Consider the following 14,956-nt stretch of genomic DNA (forward strand, 5'->3'; position numbering starts at 1 on the left):
TTGAAAGACTGCGATTGGATTGATTCGCGGCTTTGATGGGAGTGGGCATGGAGCGGCTTGCGGATAGGATTATCCTCGTCTGGGGTTTAAAACGGTCAATGCTTGCGATCGCAGCAGGCGCCTTTGCCGTTTTGGCGCTGCCTCCCGTCGGCTTCTTCGCTGCGATGTTCGTTTCCTTCTCCCTGCTCGTCTGGCTGATCGATGGGGCGGCTGCCTCGCCGGAAAGCAGCCTTCCCGGCAGGCTCTGGCCGGCATTTGTCACCGGCTGGCTGTTCGGCTTCGGCTATTTCGTAGCCGGACTCTGGTGGCTTGGGCATGCGCTACTGATTGATTCAGAAGAGTTTGCCTGGGCTTTGCCACTCGCAATCCTCGGGCTCCCAGCCTGCCTTGCCATCTTTTATGGGTTGGCGACTGCCCTTGCCCGTATCTTCTGGTCGGATGGCATGGGCCGGATTGCGGCACTTGCTGCCAGCTTCGGCCTGCTTGAGTGGGTACGCAGCTTCATCTTTACCGGCTTCCCCTGGAACGCCATCGGCTACGCCATGATGCCCATGCCACTGATGATGCAGTCCGCGCATGTGATCGGCACTATGGGGGTGACGGCTCTCTCGGTCTTCGTCTTCGCTGCCCCGGCCCTCGTTGGAACCCGACAGGGAGCGAAACTCGGTATCGGTCTCGCGGTCACGCTCTTTGCGGCGCATCTCGGCTACGGTGCCTATATTCTCTATCTCACGCCGAAACCCGAGGCTTTACCCGAGGACAAGCGGCCTGTCGTTCGCCTTGTGCAGCCGGCGATCGATCAGACCGCCAAGATGGACAATGATGCAGATCGCGAAGCGATCTTCGAGACCCATCTCAAGCTTTCGGCGGCGCCCCCCAAGGAAGGTGGCAAGAAGCCTGACATCATCGTCTGGCCGGAAACCTCGATCCCGTTCATCCTCACCGATAATAAGGATGCGCTCACGCGGATTGCCGATACGCTCGACGACAATCAGATCCTGATCGCGGGAGCCGTGCGCGCCGAAGAACTCGGCCCCGGTTATGCCACCCGCTATTATAATTCGATCTATGTGATCGACGGGCGGGGGCAGATCGTGGCCGCTTCGGACAAGGTGCATCTCGTTCCCTTCGGCGAATATCTTCCCTTCGAGGATACGCTGAATGCGTTCGGTATCCAGAATGTGGTGGAAATGCCGGGTGGTTTTTCGGCCGCCGCCAGCCGTCATCTGCTTGAGCTTCCAAACGGGCTGAAATTCTATCCGCTCGTCTGCTACGAGATCATCTTCCCCGAAGAAATGACAGGCGACATCGATGCAGCGAACGCCATCCTCAACATTACGAATGACAGCTGGTTCGGCTCGACACCAGGTCCTTACCAACATTTTCAGCAGGCCCGCGTACGGGCGGTCGAGACCGGTCTGCCGCTGATTCGCGATGCGAATAACGGAATTTCGGCGGTTGTAGACGCGCGCGGCGAAATCGTTTCAGGTCTAAAATTGGACCAAATTGGCTTTATTGATGCAACTCTCAATGGATTCGAAAAAAACAATGGAAGCCCGCACCCCCGCCAAACGTACTTCTGGTTGACTGAAACGTTACTGATAATCATCGCGCTAATTTCACGCAGGGGTTTTATTTTCGGGTTGAATTGACCAAAAACCCCTAAAATTGCATAGTGGTAACAATCGGCGTTAGTGACGTATGCTTCAACGTGGGTTATCGCGACTTGCAACGTGGCGTTACGGAATGAGGTCAGGGCATGCCGGTTAGAACAAGGTTGAATTTTTCTTTGCTAGGGCACGACCATGATTGAGAATAAGAAGAAGCCGAATCCTATCGACATCCATGTCGGTAGCCGTATTCGACTTCGCCGTACCATGTTGGGCATGAGCCAGGAGAAGCTCGGCGAAAGCCTCGGCATCACCTTTCAGCAGATCCAAAAATACGAGAAGGGTACCAACCGCGTTGGCGCCAGTCGTCTCCAGAACATTTCAAGCATCCTCAATGTGCCCGTTTCCTTCTTCTTCGAAGATGCTCCTGGCGAACATTCCGGTGCCTTGACCGGCATGGCGGAGACCTCGAGTTCGAACTACGTCGTCGACTTCCTCTCCTCTTCAGAAGGACTCCAGCTCAACCGCGCATTTGTGAAGATCACCGACCCCAAGGTTCGTCGCAAGGTCGTCGAACTGGTGAAAGCGCTGGCCGCAGAAGCTGACTCCGACTGAGCCTCCCCCACGCTAGGGAAAACTCGAAGGCGGCCGAAAAGGCCGCTTTTTTGCGTTTTTGGGGCAAAATTTGTCACTTCGCCGCAGATATAAAGATATATTTATGTCCTTCTGTGCTTGTCATTCGAGCACGAACTGAGTACCTACTAGGCTGCTTTTGTTCTTTGAGGGGAATCCCGGAATGCGCGCGAATTATCTCTTTACCAGCGAATCTGTTGCCGAAGGTCACCCGGACAAGGTGTGTGACCGCATCTCCGACGAGATCGTCGATCTGGTCTACCGCGAGGCGGCAAAGACCGGCGTCAATCCGTGGGGCGTGCGTATTGCCTGCGAAACCCTCGCGACGACCAACCGCGTCGTTATTGCCGGCGAAGTTCGCCTGCCGCCGAGCCTGATGAAGAAGGACAAGGACGGCAAGGACGTCATCAACCCATCGAAGTTCAAGGCTGCTGCCCGCCGCGCCATCAAGGACATCGGTTACGAGCAGGACGGCTTTCACTGGAAGAAGGCCAAGATCGACGTGCTGCTGCACTCGCAGTCGGCCGACATCGCGCAAGGCGTGGACAGCGCCGCTGACCAGCAGGGTGACGAAGGTGCTGGCGACCAGGGCATCATGTTCGGCTACGCCTGCAAGGAAACGCCCGACCTCATGCCGGCGCCGATCTATTATTCTCACAAGATCCTTCAACTCCTCGCCGCTGCCCGCAAGAAGGGCGAGGGCGAAGTCGCCAAGCTCGGGCCCGACGCCAAGAGCCAGGTCACCGTACGCTATGTCGACGGCAGGCCGGCAGAAGTCACGTCGATCGTTCTCTCCACCCAACATCTCGACGAAAGCTGGGATTCGAAGAAGGTTCGCAGCGTCGTCGAACCCTATATCCGCGAAGCCCTCGGCGACCTGAAGATTGCCGACGATTGCAAGTGGTACATCAACCCCACCGGCAAGTTCGTCATCGGTGGCCCGGATGGTGACGCCGGCCTCACCGGTCGCAAGATCATCGTCGATACTTACGGCGGCGCTGCTCCGCACGGCGGTGGCGCATTCTCCGGCAAGGACACGACCAAGGTCGACCGTTCGGCTGCCTATGCGGCACGCTATCTCGCCAAGAACGTCGTAGCCGCCGGCCTTTCCGATCGTTGCACGATCCAGCTCTCCTACGCCATCGGCGTCGCGCAGCCGCTGTCGATCTATGTGGACCTGCATGGCACCGGCAAGGGTGTTTCCGAGGATCAGGTCGAAGCCGCGATCCGTCAGAACATGGATCTGTCGCCGTCGGGTATCCGCCGTCATCTCGATCTCAACAAGCCGATCTATGCCAAGACATCGGCTTACGGCCATTTCGGCCGCAAGGCCGGCCGCGACGGCTCGTTCTCCTGGGAGCGCACGGACCTCGTGAAGGCGCTCAAGGATGCCGTCAGGACCAAGGCTGCTGCATGACGGATATGGAACGCCGGAGCCGGACGACCGAAGCATTTTTCGGTCGCCGCAAAGGAAAGGCTCTGCGTGAGCAGCAGGCCGAAAGGCTCGCTACCCTGCTCCCGGCATTCATCGTCGATCTGTCAGCGGCTCCCCCAGAGCCGCTGAAGACGCTTTTTCCTGTTGCGGTCGACAGAATGCGGCTGGAGATCGGCTTCGGCGGCGGAGAGCATCTCATCCACCGCGCGCTGGAAACTCCCTCGACAGGATTTATCGGCGTCGAGCCGTTCATAAACTCCATGCAGAAGCTGCTGGCGCGTGTCGATGAAACGGGCGCGCGCAACGTGCGCGTCTACAACGACGATGCGACGCAACTTCTCGACTGGCTTCCCGATAGCTGTCTCGATCAGATCGACCTGCTCTATCCGGATCCTTGGCCGAAACGGAAGCACTGGAAGCGGCGTTTCGTCTCGAAGACCAATCTCGACCGTTTCCACCGCGTGCTGAAGCCGGGGGGGCTTTTCTGCTTCGCCTCCGACATCGACACCTATGTAAACTGGACGCTGCTGAAATGCCTCGAGCATGGCGGCTTCGAGTGGACAGCAGAGAATGCCGCCGACTGGCTCACGCCCTATCAGGGCTGGCCGAGCACCCGCTATGAAGCCAAGGCCCGCCGTGAGGGTCGTTCCTCAGCCTATCTCACCTTCAAACGCGTCTGATCTGTCTTGGCATAGATGCCGGGCAGCATGCCGTCTCAATCGCCACTGCGCTGTTGAAGACCGCATCGCCACGGCGTTCGAAACAACCGATAATGGGGTCGCCTTTGTCGGTGCGAGTTTTTCAAGGATCGAGAGGAACGCCGGGCTGTCGAGCGATAGCGCACGGTTCTAACCAGCTCTGCGGGAGATAGGATTCGGATAGGAGGCCAATATCGCATCGGCTGCAGCTTCCGCGTCGCCGAAAATGGGGAAACGCTGGAAGGCGGCTATATGCATGGGCAAGGGGCTAGCAAGGGGCCCCTCACGTCGCCCATTATCATTCTTCAACATGCATTCTGCCTCGCGGCAGGCCGGTCATGGTCAATGCAGGCTGACCGTCTTCAGCTCGTCTTCAGCAGCCTTGAAGAAGGTGCTCGAGCGGTTATCCGTCAGCAGGATCGGCGTACCATCGGCGCCGAACAATGCCCAGAGATCAACGCTCGGATCGATATCCGGCGCCTCGGGGAAGCACTTGGCAACCTCCTCGGTGCGTATTTTGCGGATATAGGCGACCTCGCCATTGCCGATGCCGGCAAGTTCGGACTTGGTCAGACGCGACGTGGCTTCTTTCATCAACATTCCTGTTCCTCCGGGAGAAGGGACCAACGGTTCAATAAACCGTTGTGCTACTGTGAAACCGAAATGTTAATTTTCTTGACCATGCGCGCCGGTTCCGGTCGAATTAGATCGACCGAAAGCAGACCGTTCTTGAGGCTTGCGCCCAAGACCTGCATGCCGTCTGCGAGCACGAAGGTGCGCTGGAACTGCCTCGCGGCGATGCCGCGGTAGAGATAATCGCGCTCGCCCTGATCGATCTGGCGGCCACGGATCAGAAGCTGGTTTTCCTCAGTTGATACGTCGAGCTCTTCTTCGCTGAAACCGGCGACGGCAAGCGTAATGCGAAGCCGTTCAGGTGCGTCGTGAGCGGCGGCGATACGTTCGATATTGTAGGGTGGATAACCGTCGCTTGCCTTGGAAATCCGCTCAAGCGTCTTTTCCATAGCGTCGAAGCCCAGAAGCAGCGGGCTGGCGAAAGGGGTGATGCGGCTCATCTTCCAAAGTCCTTGATGCAAGCGACCTTTCCGGACCTCATATGCAGCATCCGGGTACGCCCAATATGGGAACGACGGTTGCCCGCTGCAAGGCGTGACGGCGGTCGGTCCAGACATCTCACATTTTAAGGCAAAGCCGCATGAGATCGCTTCCTTGACAAAGGGCGCGAGGCCTCGCATCAAAACAAGCCCGGCGCGATGTGCTGATTTGCGACGGGAGCGTGAAGACAATGAGAAGGTGCATGCTGTAGCGACGCGCACCAGAGGATGGAACGATTCGGATGGCAGAACCGAGAAAGATCATTATCGATACCGACCCTGGCCAGGACGATGCCGCCGCGATCATGCTGGCCTTCGGCAGCCCGGAAGAACTTGACGTGCTGGGCATCACCACCGTCGCCGGCAACGTGCCGCTGGCTCTGACGAGCCGCAATGCACGCATCATCTGCGAGCTTTGCGAACGGACCGACATCAAGGTCTTTGCCGGCGCCGACCGGCCGATCGCGCGCAAGCTGGTTACCGCCGAGCACGTGCATGGCAAGACAGGCCTTGACGGCCCGACCCTTCCCGAGCCGACGATGCCGCTGCAGGCGCAGCATTCCGTCGACTTCATCATCGAAACGCTGCGACGCGAGCCGGAAGGCACTGTCACGCTCTGCACGCTCGGACCGTTGACCAATATCGGTCTGGCTTTCCAGAAGGCGCCTGATATCGTTCCGCGCATCCGGGAATTGGTGATGATGGGAGGCGGTTTCTTTGAAGGCGGCAACATCACACCGGCGGCCGAGTTCAACATCTATGTCGATCCTGAGGCCGCCGATATCGTGTTCCACTCAGGTGTGCCTGTTGTCATGATGCCGCTTGACGTCACACATCAGCTTCTGACACGCAAGGATCGGGTGAAACGTATGGCCGATATCGGCACGGCACCCGCCAAAGCGATGGTGGAGATGCTGGAATTCTTCGAGCGCTTCGACGTCGAAAAATACGGCTCGGACGGCGGCCCGCTGCACGACCCGACGACGGTCGCCTACTTGCTGAAACCCGAGCTCTTCAAGGGCCGGGAGTGCAATGTCGAGATCGAGGTGAAATCGGAACTGACGGTCGGAATGACCGTCGTCGACTGGTGGCACGTGACCGACCGCAAGCGTAATGCGAAGGTCATGCGCCATGTGGATGCCGACGGCTTCTTCGATCTCCTGATCGAGCGCTTCGCGCGAATCTGATCCGCCATTATCCAACGGAAGCAAAAAGGCCGCTGAGCGGCCTTTTTCAATTGTCAGATGTTCCGCTCCTTCAGGCGTCCTTCTCGTCAAGCACGGAGTTAGCATCTGCTTCGACGATTTTGGGGCCGCCCTTTGCAACGCCGACCATGGCCGGGCGCAGCACGCGCTCGCCGATGGTGAAGCCTGCCTGCACCACCTGAACAACTGTGTTGTTCGGCACTTCAACATTCGGCACTTCGAACATCGCCTGATGGAAGTTCGGGTCGAACTTCTGGCCGACCGGCTCCAGCTTGCGAACGCCGTGACGCTCGAGAGCCGAAAGCATGGAACGTTCGGTCATCTCGACACCTTCGATCAGCGTCGTCAGGCCGGCATCGGCAGTAGCCTTGGCTTCCGGCGGAATAGCATCGAGCGCGCGGCGCAGGTTGTCAGAGACGGCCAGCATGTCGCGGGCGAAGCCTGCGACAGAATAGGACTTGGCGTCCTTGACCTCGCGCTCCGTGCGGCGGCGCAGATTGTCCATTTCGGCAGCGAGCCGCAGATAGCGGTCGCGCAGTTCAGCATTTTCAGCCTTCAGAAGCTCAAGCGGATCAGGTTCACTCGCAGCAGCTTCCTTCACGGCTTCATTCTCGACGTTTGCGGCAGCTTCGGCTGCGGCTTCCGCTGCAGCTGCGTCAGGTCCGTTCTGCGTCGTTTCATCGGTCATGACGGTCTCCGGTTGGTGTCTTCTCAGATGCGCCCGATATCGATGTTTGGCCGGAAAAAATCAAGTCTGCGTGACGAAGAAGCGAAAATTCGAAGCAGTTCTGTGAAATATTTCAAAGAGAGCCGCGTGAAAGGCGCGAAACGAGCTGGGCGGTATAATCGACCATCGGGACGATACGCGAATAATTGAGTCGCGTCGGGCCGATGACACCAACCGCACCAACAATGCGGTCATCATCATCGCGATAGGGCGCGACGATCAACGAAGAGCCTGACAGCGAGAAGAGCTTGTTCTCTGAGCCAATGAAGATACGCACACCCGGTCCGCTTTCGGCAAGATTCAGGAGCTCGATCAAGCTGTCCTTCTTCTCGAGATCGTCGAAAAGCAGGCGCAGCCGGTCAAGGTCTTCGGCGCCGCCTACACCTTCCAGCAGGTTTGCGCGGCCGCGGACGATGAGCTGCGCAGGCTTGGTCTCGTCCGAACTGCCAGCCCAGACGGCAACGCCGCGTTCAACGAGATCCCGCGACAGCGCATCGAGCTCGTGGCGAACTTCATCTTTCAGCCGGCTCAGTTGCAGGCGCAATTCCGGCAGCGTCTGGCCAGTCATGTGCGCGTTGAGGAAATTGGCGGCCTCAGTAAGCTGCGAAGAAGTGACACCCGCGGGCAGTTCGATAATGCGGTTTTCGACCTGATCGTGATCGCCGACAAGCACAGCCAGCGCCTTGGTCGGCTCCAGGCGGATGAACTCGACATGTTTCAACACCGGATCGCTCTTGGAGGTAATGACGAGGCCGGCGCCGCGCGAAATGCCCGACAGCATGCGGCTTGCCTCGTTCATCATCGATTCCACGGGATTGTCGCGGCTTTCGGCCCGCACCTGGCGATCGATGCTGGCACGCTCTTCAGCCGAGAGATCGCCGACCTGCATGAAGGCATCGACGAAGAAGCGTAAGCCCACCTGGGTCGGCAGGCGGCCAGCGCTGACATGTGGTGAATAAATGAGGCCGAGCTCTTCCAGATCGCTCATGACATTGCGCACGGAGGCTGGCGACAGCGACATGGGCAAGAGGCGCGACAGATTACGGGAGCCGAGCGGCTCGCCATGCTCCAGATAGCCTTCAACGATGCGCCGGAAGATTTCCTTCGATCGTTCATCCAGCGCAGCCACGGCATCCGAAATTGATGTCGACCTGTAGCTCATGAACTTTTCGCACCCGCACTGAACGATATTCAGAAAATATAGCCAATCTCACCCCCGTGGCAAAAGGGAATTTGCAAATGCACGCAGCCAATCGTAGAAGCGGGCGACGATACAATACATGCATGACATAACCCGGGAAGCGCTGACGTTTTTCGGCATCATGTTTCAGGAGAAGAGAATGCGGCCTTCAGGCAGAAAAACCGACCAGATGCGCAAGGTCTCCTTCGAGCGCAATTTTTCGAAGCATGCGGAAGGCTCCTGCCTAGTAAAGTTCGGCGACACACACGTGCTCTGCACAGCAAGCCTGGAAGACAAGACGCCGCCGTGGCTGCGCAATACCGGCAAAGGCTGGGTCACCGCCGAATACGGCATGCTGCCGCGCGCAACGGGCGAACGCATGAAGCGTGAAGCTGCTGCCGGCAAGCAGGGCGGCCGCACGCAGGAAATCCAGCGCCTCATCGGCCGCTCGCTGCGCGCCGTGGTCGACCTGACCGCGCTCGGTGAACGCCAGATCACGCTCGACTGTGATGTCATCCAGGCCGATGGTGGCACGCGCACAGCCTCGATCACTGGTGGCTGGATCGCGCTTTATGACTGCCTGCGCTGGATGGAAACGCGTAATATGATCAAGGCCGACCGTGTCCTGAAGGATCATGTTGCAGCGATCTCCTGTGGCATCTTCGCCAACCAGCCGGTCATCGACCTCGACTATCTCGAAGATTCCTCGGCCGAGACCGACGCCAACTTCGTCATGACTGGGGCTGGCGGCATCGTCGAGATCCAGGGCACGGCAGAAGGCACGCCTTTCAGCGAAGAGGAATTCTCCTCACTGATGGGTCTTGCCAAGTCGGGCATTGCCGAACTGGTGGACCTGCAAAAGCAGGCGATCGCCTGAGGCCAACCGTTCTGGCCTATCCATGAATTTTTCCTTGTCCCCGTCTCGGGGGCGAGGCGGACCGAGAGGCGGCAATGGCGCAACCCATCGAAGGCATTCTTGAAACCGCGCTTTACGCTGCCGATCTCGATGCGGCCGAAGCCTTTTACGGAAATGTGCTCGGCCTTGAGAAGATTACGCGTGCCGGCAACCGCCATGTGTTCTTCCGTTGCGGGCCGAGCGTATTGCTGATCTTCAATCCGGAGGAAACGGTGAAGCCACCAGCGCCTGATAGCTTGCAGGTCCCGCCGCATGGCGCCGTCGGAAGGGGCCACGCCTGTTTCAGGGTTTCGGGAGATAATCTCGATGCGATGGCGCAGAAGCTGAAAGGTGCCGGCATCGCCATCGAATCCGAGGTTCACTGGCCGCGGGGCGGTCGATCCATTTATTTCCGCGATCCCGATGGCAACAGCCTGGAATGCGCGGAGGCAAAAATTTGGGGAATGGAATAAGGATATTTTATGCGTAAGCTCGAAACCAAGACCATTGTCGTCGCCAGCCATAATCAGGGTAAGATCCGCGAGATCCAGGATCTGATCGGGCCACTGGGCTTCACCGCCAAATCCGCGGCAGAGCTCAATTTCATCGAGCCCAAGGAAACGGGGACCACCTTCGAAGAAAATGCTACGATCAAGGCGCTTGCCTCGGCTCAGGCCTCCGGTCTTCCGGCGCTTTCTGATGATTCCGGCCTCGTCGTGGATGCGCTCGGCGGTGACCCGGGCGTCTACACCGCCGACTGGGCAGAAACCGGTAACGGCACCCGCGATTTCAACATGGCCATGGAAAAGGTCGAGAAGGCATTGGAAAACGCTGGGGCAACGAAGCCCGAGCAGCGTGCCGCCCGCTTCGTCAGCGTACTCTGCCTTGCCTGGCCGGATGGGCACACCGAACTGTTCCGCGGCGAGGTGGAAGGTACGGTCGTCTGGCCGCCGCGTGGAACGCAGGGCTTCGGCTATGATCCCGTCTTCCAGCCAGAAGGCTATAATGTGACTTTCGGCGAGATGAGCGCGGAGGAAAAACACGGCTGGAATATCGGCAAACCGCAGGCTCTGTCGCACCGCGCGCGTGCCTTCAAACTCTTTGTCGAAACCTGCCTGGAAGCATAAGGCCACGCTTTGAACATGATCGAATCGCCTGCGCTGACGCGCGATGCAAAGCTTTTGCCCGATACCGGCGAGCCCGGTTTCGGGGTCTACGTGCATTGGCCCTTCTGCGCGGCGAAGTGCCCCTATTGCGATTTCAACAGCCATGTCCGCCATCAGCCGGTCGATCAGAAGCGCTACGTCGCCGCCTTCCTGAAAGAGATCGTCAATGCCCGTCTGATGAGCGGGCCGAAGACTGTGACCAGTATCTTCCTTGGCGGCGGCACGCCGTCGCTGATGAAGCCGGAAACCGTCGATGCGATCATGAACGGCATCTCGCGGCACTGGCATGTGCCTGACGGTATCGAAATCACGATGGAGGCCAATCCTTCGAGCGTCGAGGCGGAACGCTTCCGCGGCTATCGTGCCGCCGGGGTCAATCGCGTATCGCTCGGCGTGCAGGCACTGAATGATCGCGATCTCAAATTCCTTGGCCGGCTGCACGACGTCGCCGACGCGCTGAAGGCGATCAGGCTGGCGCGCGACATTTTCCCGCGCATGTCTTTCGACCTGATCTATGCCCGGCCAAACCAGACGGTCGAGGAATGGGAGCGCGAACTCAAGGAGGCGATCTCCTATGCGGTCGACCATCTCTCGCTCTATCAGCTCACCATTGAGGAAGGCACGCCCTTCTACGGCCTGCAAAAGGCCGGAAAGCTGATCGTGCCTGATGGGAACCAGTCTGCCGCACTCTATGAGGCCACGCAAGAGATCACCGAGCGCGAAGGGCTGCCGGCCTACGAGGTGTCCAACCACGCCCGGCCCGGTGCGGAGAGCCGCCACAATCTCACATACTGGCGATACGGCGATTATGCCGGCATCGGCCCCGGTGCGCACGGCCGCCTGACCCGCGGGGCTGAGAAGATCGCCACTGCGACGGAGCGCAAGCCGGAAGCGTGGCTGGACCTCGTCGAGCGCGACGGACACGGGATCATCGACGAGGAGCGTCTCGGATTCGAGCAGCAGTCCGACGAATTGCTGCTGATGGGTCTGCGTCTCAAGGAAGGTGTCGATCTTGCCCGCTGGCAGCAACTTTCCGGCCGCGATCCCGATCCAAAGCGCGAGCACTTTTTACTGGAACACGGCTTTATCGAACGGATCGGCAATTCGCGCCTGCGCTGCACGCCGGCCGGCATGCTGATCCTCGATTCCGTCGTCGCGGATCTCGCCTGCTGAGACACGTCAGGCAGCGCGTCTCTTGCCGAAAGAAGCGAGCCTTCCATCGATCGCCGCAAGGCCGACAGCGATCAATACCATACCGATCAGATGCTTGAACTGCAGCTGCTCGCCGAGCGCGACTGCGCCGAGCAGGATTGCACTCACCGGGATCAGGAAGGTCACCAGCATCAGATTGGTCGCGCCCGCCGTCGCCAGGATGCGGAAGAAGAGCACATAGGCCACGGCAGTCGAGAGGATCGCCAGGCCGAGCAGTGCAAGCCAGGTTTCGGCAGAAGGCATTGCAAGCGTCCAGGGCTCATCGACGACAAGCGCGATCGGCAGCATCAGCACGGTTGAAGCGGTCACCTGTCCGGCAGCCGGAATAAGCGGGGCATGGCCCATGCGCCGGAAGCGCCGGCCCCAGATACCGGCGAGCGAATAGGAAAGGGCCGCCCCCAACACCGCGACCTGGGCAAGCACGTTCGAGCCGAGATCCCTCAAGGCATCGAAACCGATCATATAGGCGACGCCCGCAAAGCCGACGATCACGCCAACGAGACGGGTTGCCGTCAGCTTCTCATCGGCCGTCAACACATGGGCGACAACGACGGCGAAAAGTGGCGTCGTGGCATTGAGGATCGACGCGAGGCCGCTCGCGATATGTGTCTGGCCCCAGACGATCAGGCAGAAGGGGATCATATTGTTCAAGAAACCCATGCCGAAGAAAGCGATCCAGCTCTGCCGGTCGTGCGGCATGGTGTGGCCCATGGCGCGCACGATCAGATTGAGCGCGATGGCAGCGAGCAATACGCGCCCGGTCACGATGGTGAAAGGCGGCAACGCCCTTACGAGAAGGCCGTTGAAGAAGAAGGAGCCGCCCCAGAGAAGCGACAGCACGATTAGCATGGCCCATTCTGCAGCTCCCATCGACTTCTGAATGGACATGATATCTCCCTTGTCGAGTTTCTCTAAAGCGTTCTTTCCAGCTTACCTGTGTGGATTTGCCAGGTACGCTGGTTTTTATTAGGATATTTTGCAGCTGACAAACGAGCTTTTCTGCCTATATGATTGAGTTTAACTAAAACATGGCCGGTCCTCTACCCTCCCTGTCGGCGCTGCGTGCCTTTGAGGCGACGGCGCGTCATCTGAGCATGACGCAGGCAGCGCATGAGTTACACGTCACGCCAGGCGCTGTCAGCCTGCAGATCCGCGATCTCGAAGCTTCGCTTGGCGTGTCTCTGTTCGAGCGGCGAACCCGGCAGATTCTGCTGACGCCGGAAGGCCGAGACTATTTTGCAACCCTGCGCACAGCCTTCCAGCTCGTGCGCGAGGCGACGGCATCGCTGACCGCACGGCGGCGGGGCAATGCGGTGGCGCTCACCTGTACCGCGGGTTTTGCGACACATTGGTTGCTGCCGCGACTTCAACGGTTCGAGGACACGCATCCTGATATCGATGTGCGCATAAGCGCCTCCCATCGCATGTTCGATTTCGAGCGTGACGGGATCGACCTCGCCATCCGCCACGGGCTCGGCGCCTACGAGGGCTTGATTAGTGAGCGATTGGTGGATGACGAGCTTGTACCAGTCTGCACGCCAGTGATTGCAGCGACGCTGGGCGCCGATCCTTCACCCGATCAGCTCGCAGAATATCAGCTCATCCACGACGTCTACCGCCGCGACTGGCAGCTCTGGCTGGCCGCAGCTGATGCCACCAAGGTGGATGCCTCTCGCGGGCCGATCTTCAGTGACGGCAACGGCGCCTTCGAGGCGATGAAATCGGGCTTCGGCGTGGCGCTGATGCGCCACTCCTTCATCGAGAAGGAACTTGTCGAGGGCCGGCTTGTCGCGCCATTTCCGCTGGGTCTGACAAGCAAGCTTGCCTACCACCTAGTGTATCCGGGCACTGCGCTGGAGCGCCCGGCGGTCGCTGCCTTCCGGCGCTGGCTGCTGTCGGAGGCGAAGGCCTAATCCCTGCTGGTAGCGCCTGACTTGAACAGGCTGCCCGTTGGCGTCTTGAGGAACATCTCCAGCGGAATATGCTCCTGATGAAGGAAGCCGCTGGCTGGCAGCAGGCCATCGCGGACCATCTCGATGACGGCGACGACGGACGCGGATGTGGTCCAGGCGATCGCCGTGCGCCGGGCGCCGGCAATTTCGATCGGGTAATAGGCGCGCACGAACTCCTTCCGCCGCAGCGCGCCATTGATCGTTCCTTCGGCCGCGACGTGCACGTAGACGACGTCGTCATCGACCGGCGGCTTGGCGTTGGTCAGGATTTCGCCCGCGAGCTGGCGTTTGTCACGCATAAGCAGCTCATGGAAGAAGAAATTCATCAGCTCCATGTGGCCGGGATAACGCATCGTCTTGTAATCGAGGTTATCGACCTTGCCGAGCATGGTGTCGCACATGGTGCCGAGGCCGCCAGAAGTTGTGAAGGCTTCCAGCTTGACGCCGTCGACATAGATGGTCTCGTGCCATTCCATTGGCGAGACGAGTTTGCGCACGCCGCCCTCGATGACCTCGCAATCATTCAGATATTCATTGACCACACCTTCGGGCGACCAGTTGAAGGCATAACCCAGAAGCCCGGTCGGGTTCTGCGGCAGAGCGCCGACGCGCATACGGATCGAACGGCAACGATCGAAACCATCGGCAAGGCTTGCACCGACGATGCCGACGAAGCCCGGCGCCAAGCCGCATTGCGGGGCCATCAGGCCACGTGCGGTCTTGGACAGTTCGATGATGAAATTGGTGGTCGGTACATCCTCAGTCAAATCGAAATAGTGGATACCGGCAAGATGGGCGGCCCGTGCCAGTTCGCTATTCAGATGATAGGGCAGGCAGGACAGGACCGCCTCGACGCTCGACAGCAACTCGCCAATGACCGATGCATTCGTGATATCGCCGGTCCGGCATTTGAAGGGCAGTTCACCGATGGGCAAGTGCGCATCGACGCCGATGACCTCGAAACCACCCTCATGCAAAAGCGTCGCCGCCAGCCGCCCGACCTTGCCAAGGCCGACCACGGCAATCCGTTCAAAACTCATCGATGTCTCCTCCCAAGCGCCGACGTTTTCATCGGCGCAGTTTTCTCAAGTGGAGGCTGTATAGAATAAAAACCTTATAAAAGAAAACAGC

The 14,956-nt window shown here is 59.3% G+C and carries 16 protein-coding genes; 10 read left to right on the forward strand and 6 right to left on the reverse strand.

Going from position 1 to position 14,956, the window contains the following annotated elements; translation table 11 throughout:
- Positions 1–47: 47 nt before the first annotated feature.
- From lnt to EV281_RS09790, 4 genes are all read left to right on the forward strand, one after another.
- Entirely contained in the window at positions 48–1,652 is a 1,605-nt protein-coding gene (gene lnt / locus EV281_RS09775) for an apolipoprotein N-acyltransferase (RefSeq protein WP_132652882.1), read from the forward strand.
- Positions 1,653–1,805: 153 nt separating this feature from the next.
- Positions 1,806–2,225: a helix-turn-helix domain-containing protein gene (locus tag EV281_RS09780; protein ID WP_112541825.1), complete on the forward strand. Its 420-nt coding sequence runs from the start codon at positions 1,806–1,808 to the stop codon at positions 2,223–2,225.
- 181 nt (positions 2,226–2,406) lie between these two features.
- Positions 2,407–3,660, forward strand: coding sequence for a methionine adenosyltransferase (gene metK / locus EV281_RS09785; protein WP_132652883.1), 1,254 nt, complete (start codon positions 2,407–2,409; stop codon positions 3,658–3,660).
- Positions 3,657–4,358: a tRNA (guanosine(46)-N(7))-methyltransferase TrmB gene (locus tag EV281_RS09790; RefSeq protein ID WP_132652884.1), complete on the forward strand. Its 702-nt coding sequence runs from the start codon at positions 3,657–3,659 to the stop codon at positions 4,356–4,358. Before metK ends, EV281_RS09790 begins: the two co-directional genes overlap by 4 nt.
- 360 nt (positions 4,359–4,718) lie before the next feature.
- On the opposite strand, the gene EV281_RS09795 is transcribed toward EV281_RS09790, so the two are convergent.
- Positions 4,719–4,976, reverse strand: coding sequence for a DUF1150 family protein (locus EV281_RS09795; protein WP_112565322.1), 258 nt, complete (start codon positions 4,974–4,976; stop codon positions 4,719–4,721).
- Positions 4,977–5,023: 47 nt separating this feature from the next.
- Complete coding sequence (locus EV281_RS09800; protein ID WP_132652885.1) at positions 5,024–5,449, reverse strand: Hsp20 family protein; 426 nt, start codon at positions 5,447–5,449, stop codon at positions 5,024–5,026.
- Positions 5,450–5,730: 281 nt separating this feature from the next.
- On the opposite strand from EV281_RS09800, the gene EV281_RS09805 reads away from it, so the two are divergent.
- Complete coding sequence (locus EV281_RS09805; protein ID WP_132652886.1) at positions 5,731–6,675, forward strand: nucleoside hydrolase; 945 nt, start codon at positions 5,731–5,733, stop codon at positions 6,673–6,675.
- 70 nt (positions 6,676–6,745) lie between these two features.
- Here the strand turns inward: EV281_RS09805 and grpE are convergent, their stop codons facing one another.
- Positions 6,746–7,381, reverse strand: coding sequence for a nucleotide exchange factor GrpE (gene grpE / locus EV281_RS09810; protein WP_132652887.1), 636 nt, complete (start codon positions 7,379–7,381; stop codon positions 6,746–6,748).
- Between the two features lie 112 nt (positions 7,382–7,493).
- On the reverse strand, positions 7,494–8,582 hold the full coding sequence (gene hrcA, locus EV281_RS09815; protein WP_132652888.1) for a heat-inducible transcriptional repressor HrcA: 1,089 nt from the start codon (positions 8,580–8,582) through the stop codon (positions 7,494–7,496).
- A gap of 178 nt (positions 8,583–8,760) precedes the next feature.
- Between hrcA and rph the strand changes: the two genes are divergently transcribed.
- The 4 genes from rph (at position 8,761) to hemW (ending at position 11,834) form a co-directional block, all read left to right on the forward strand.
- Entirely contained in the window at positions 8,761–9,477 is a 717-nt protein-coding gene (rph, locus tag EV281_RS09820) for a ribonuclease PH (RefSeq protein ID WP_132652889.1), read from the forward strand.
- 74 nt (positions 9,478–9,551) lie between these two features.
- Positions 9,552–9,968, forward strand: coding sequence for a VOC family protein (locus EV281_RS09825; RefSeq protein ID WP_132652890.1), 417 nt, complete (start codon positions 9,552–9,554; stop codon positions 9,966–9,968).
- 9 nt (positions 9,969–9,977) lie between these two features.
- The gene (gene rdgB, locus EV281_RS09830) at positions 9,978–10,622 is read left to right on the forward strand and encodes an RdgB/HAM1 family non-canonical purine NTP pyrophosphatase (RefSeq protein WP_132652891.1); all 645 of its coding nucleotides are present in this window, start codon (positions 9,978–9,980) and stop codon (positions 10,620–10,622) included.
- A gap of 9 nt (positions 10,623–10,631) precedes the next feature.
- Positions 10,632–11,834, forward strand: coding sequence for a radical SAM family heme chaperone HemW (hemW, locus tag EV281_RS09835; protein ID WP_132652892.1), 1,203 nt, complete (start codon positions 10,632–10,634; stop codon positions 11,832–11,834).
- A 6-nt stretch (positions 11,835–11,840) separates the two neighbouring features.
- Here hemW and EV281_RS09840 read toward each other — a convergent pair whose 3' ends face one another.
- Positions 11,841–12,761 (reverse strand): DMT family transporter, encoded by a 921-nt coding sequence (locus EV281_RS09840; protein ID WP_132652893.1) that lies wholly within the window; start codon positions 12,759–12,761, stop codon positions 11,841–11,843.
- 140 nt (positions 12,762–12,901) lie between these two features.
- Between EV281_RS09840 and gcvA the strand changes: the two genes are divergently transcribed.
- A complete protein-coding gene (gene gcvA, locus EV281_RS09845; RefSeq protein WP_132652894.1) occupies positions 12,902–13,786 on the forward strand; it encodes a transcriptional regulator GcvA in 885 nt (294 codons plus the stop codon).
- On the opposite strand, the gene EV281_RS09850 is transcribed toward gcvA, so the two are convergent.
- Positions 13,783–14,865, reverse strand: coding sequence for a saccharopine dehydrogenase C-terminal domain-containing protein (locus EV281_RS09850; protein ID WP_132652895.1), 1,083 nt, complete (start codon positions 14,863–14,865; stop codon positions 13,783–13,785). The genes gcvA and EV281_RS09850 overlap by 4 nt on opposite strands.
- Positions 14,866–14,956: the final 91 nt, after the last annotated feature.

The organism is Rhizobium sp. BK418 (genome assembly GCF_004341105.1).
In the GTDB taxonomy this organism is placed as follows: domain Bacteria; phylum Pseudomonadota; class Alphaproteobacteria; order Rhizobiales; family Rhizobiaceae; genus Rhizobium.

Excerpts from the sequence above, each read along its gene's own strand:
- lnt (WP_132652882.1), top strand. The coding sequence starts at position 48 with ATGGAGCGGCTTGCGGATAGGATTATCCTCGTCTGGGGTTTAAAACGG.
- EV281_RS09780 (WP_112541825.1), top strand. The coding sequence starts at position 1,806 with ATGATTGAGAATAAGAAGAAGCCGAATCCTATCGACATCCATGTCGGT.
- metK (WP_132652883.1), top strand. The coding sequence starts at position 2,407 with ATGCGCGCGAATTATCTCTTTACCAGCGAATCTGTTGCCGAAGGTCAC.
- EV281_RS09790 (WP_132652884.1), top strand. The coding sequence starts at position 3,657 with ATGACGGATATGGAACGCCGGAGCCGGACGACCGAAGCATTTTTCGGT.
- EV281_RS09795 (WP_112565322.1), bottom strand. The coding sequence starts at position 4,976 with ATGTTGATGAAAGAAGCCACGTCGCGTCTGACCAAGTCCGAACTTGCC.
- EV281_RS09800 (WP_132652885.1), bottom strand. The coding sequence starts at position 5,449 with ATGAGCCGCATCACCCCTTTCGCCAGCCCGCTGCTTCTGGGCTTCGAC.
- EV281_RS09805 (WP_132652886.1), top strand. The coding sequence starts at position 5,731 with ATGGCAGAACCGAGAAAGATCATTATCGATACCGACCCTGGCCAGGAC.
- grpE (WP_132652887.1), bottom strand. The coding sequence starts at position 7,381 with ATGACCGATGAAACGACGCAGAACGGACCTGACGCAGCTGCAGCGGAA.
- hrcA (WP_132652888.1), bottom strand. The coding sequence starts at position 8,582 with ATGAGCTACAGGTCGACATCAATTTCGGATGCCGTGGCTGCGCTGGAT.
- rph (WP_132652889.1), top strand. The coding sequence starts at position 8,761 with ATGCGGCCTTCAGGCAGAAAAACCGACCAGATGCGCAAGGTCTCCTTC.
- EV281_RS09825 (WP_132652890.1), top strand. The coding sequence starts at position 9,552 with ATGGCGCAACCCATCGAAGGCATTCTTGAAACCGCGCTTTACGCTGCC.
- rdgB (WP_132652891.1), top strand. The coding sequence starts at position 9,978 with ATGCGTAAGCTCGAAACCAAGACCATTGTCGTCGCCAGCCATAATCAG.
- EV281_RS09840 (WP_132652893.1), bottom strand. The coding sequence starts at position 12,761 with ATGTCCATTCAGAAGTCGATGGGAGCTGCAGAATGGGCCATGCTAATC.
- gcvA (WP_132652894.1), top strand. The coding sequence starts at position 12,902 with ATGGCCGGTCCTCTACCCTCCCTGTCGGCGCTGCGTGCCTTTGAGGCG.
- EV281_RS09850 (WP_132652895.1), bottom strand. The coding sequence starts at position 14,865 with ATGAGTTTTGAACGGATTGCCGTGGTCGGCCTTGGCAAGGTCGGGCGG.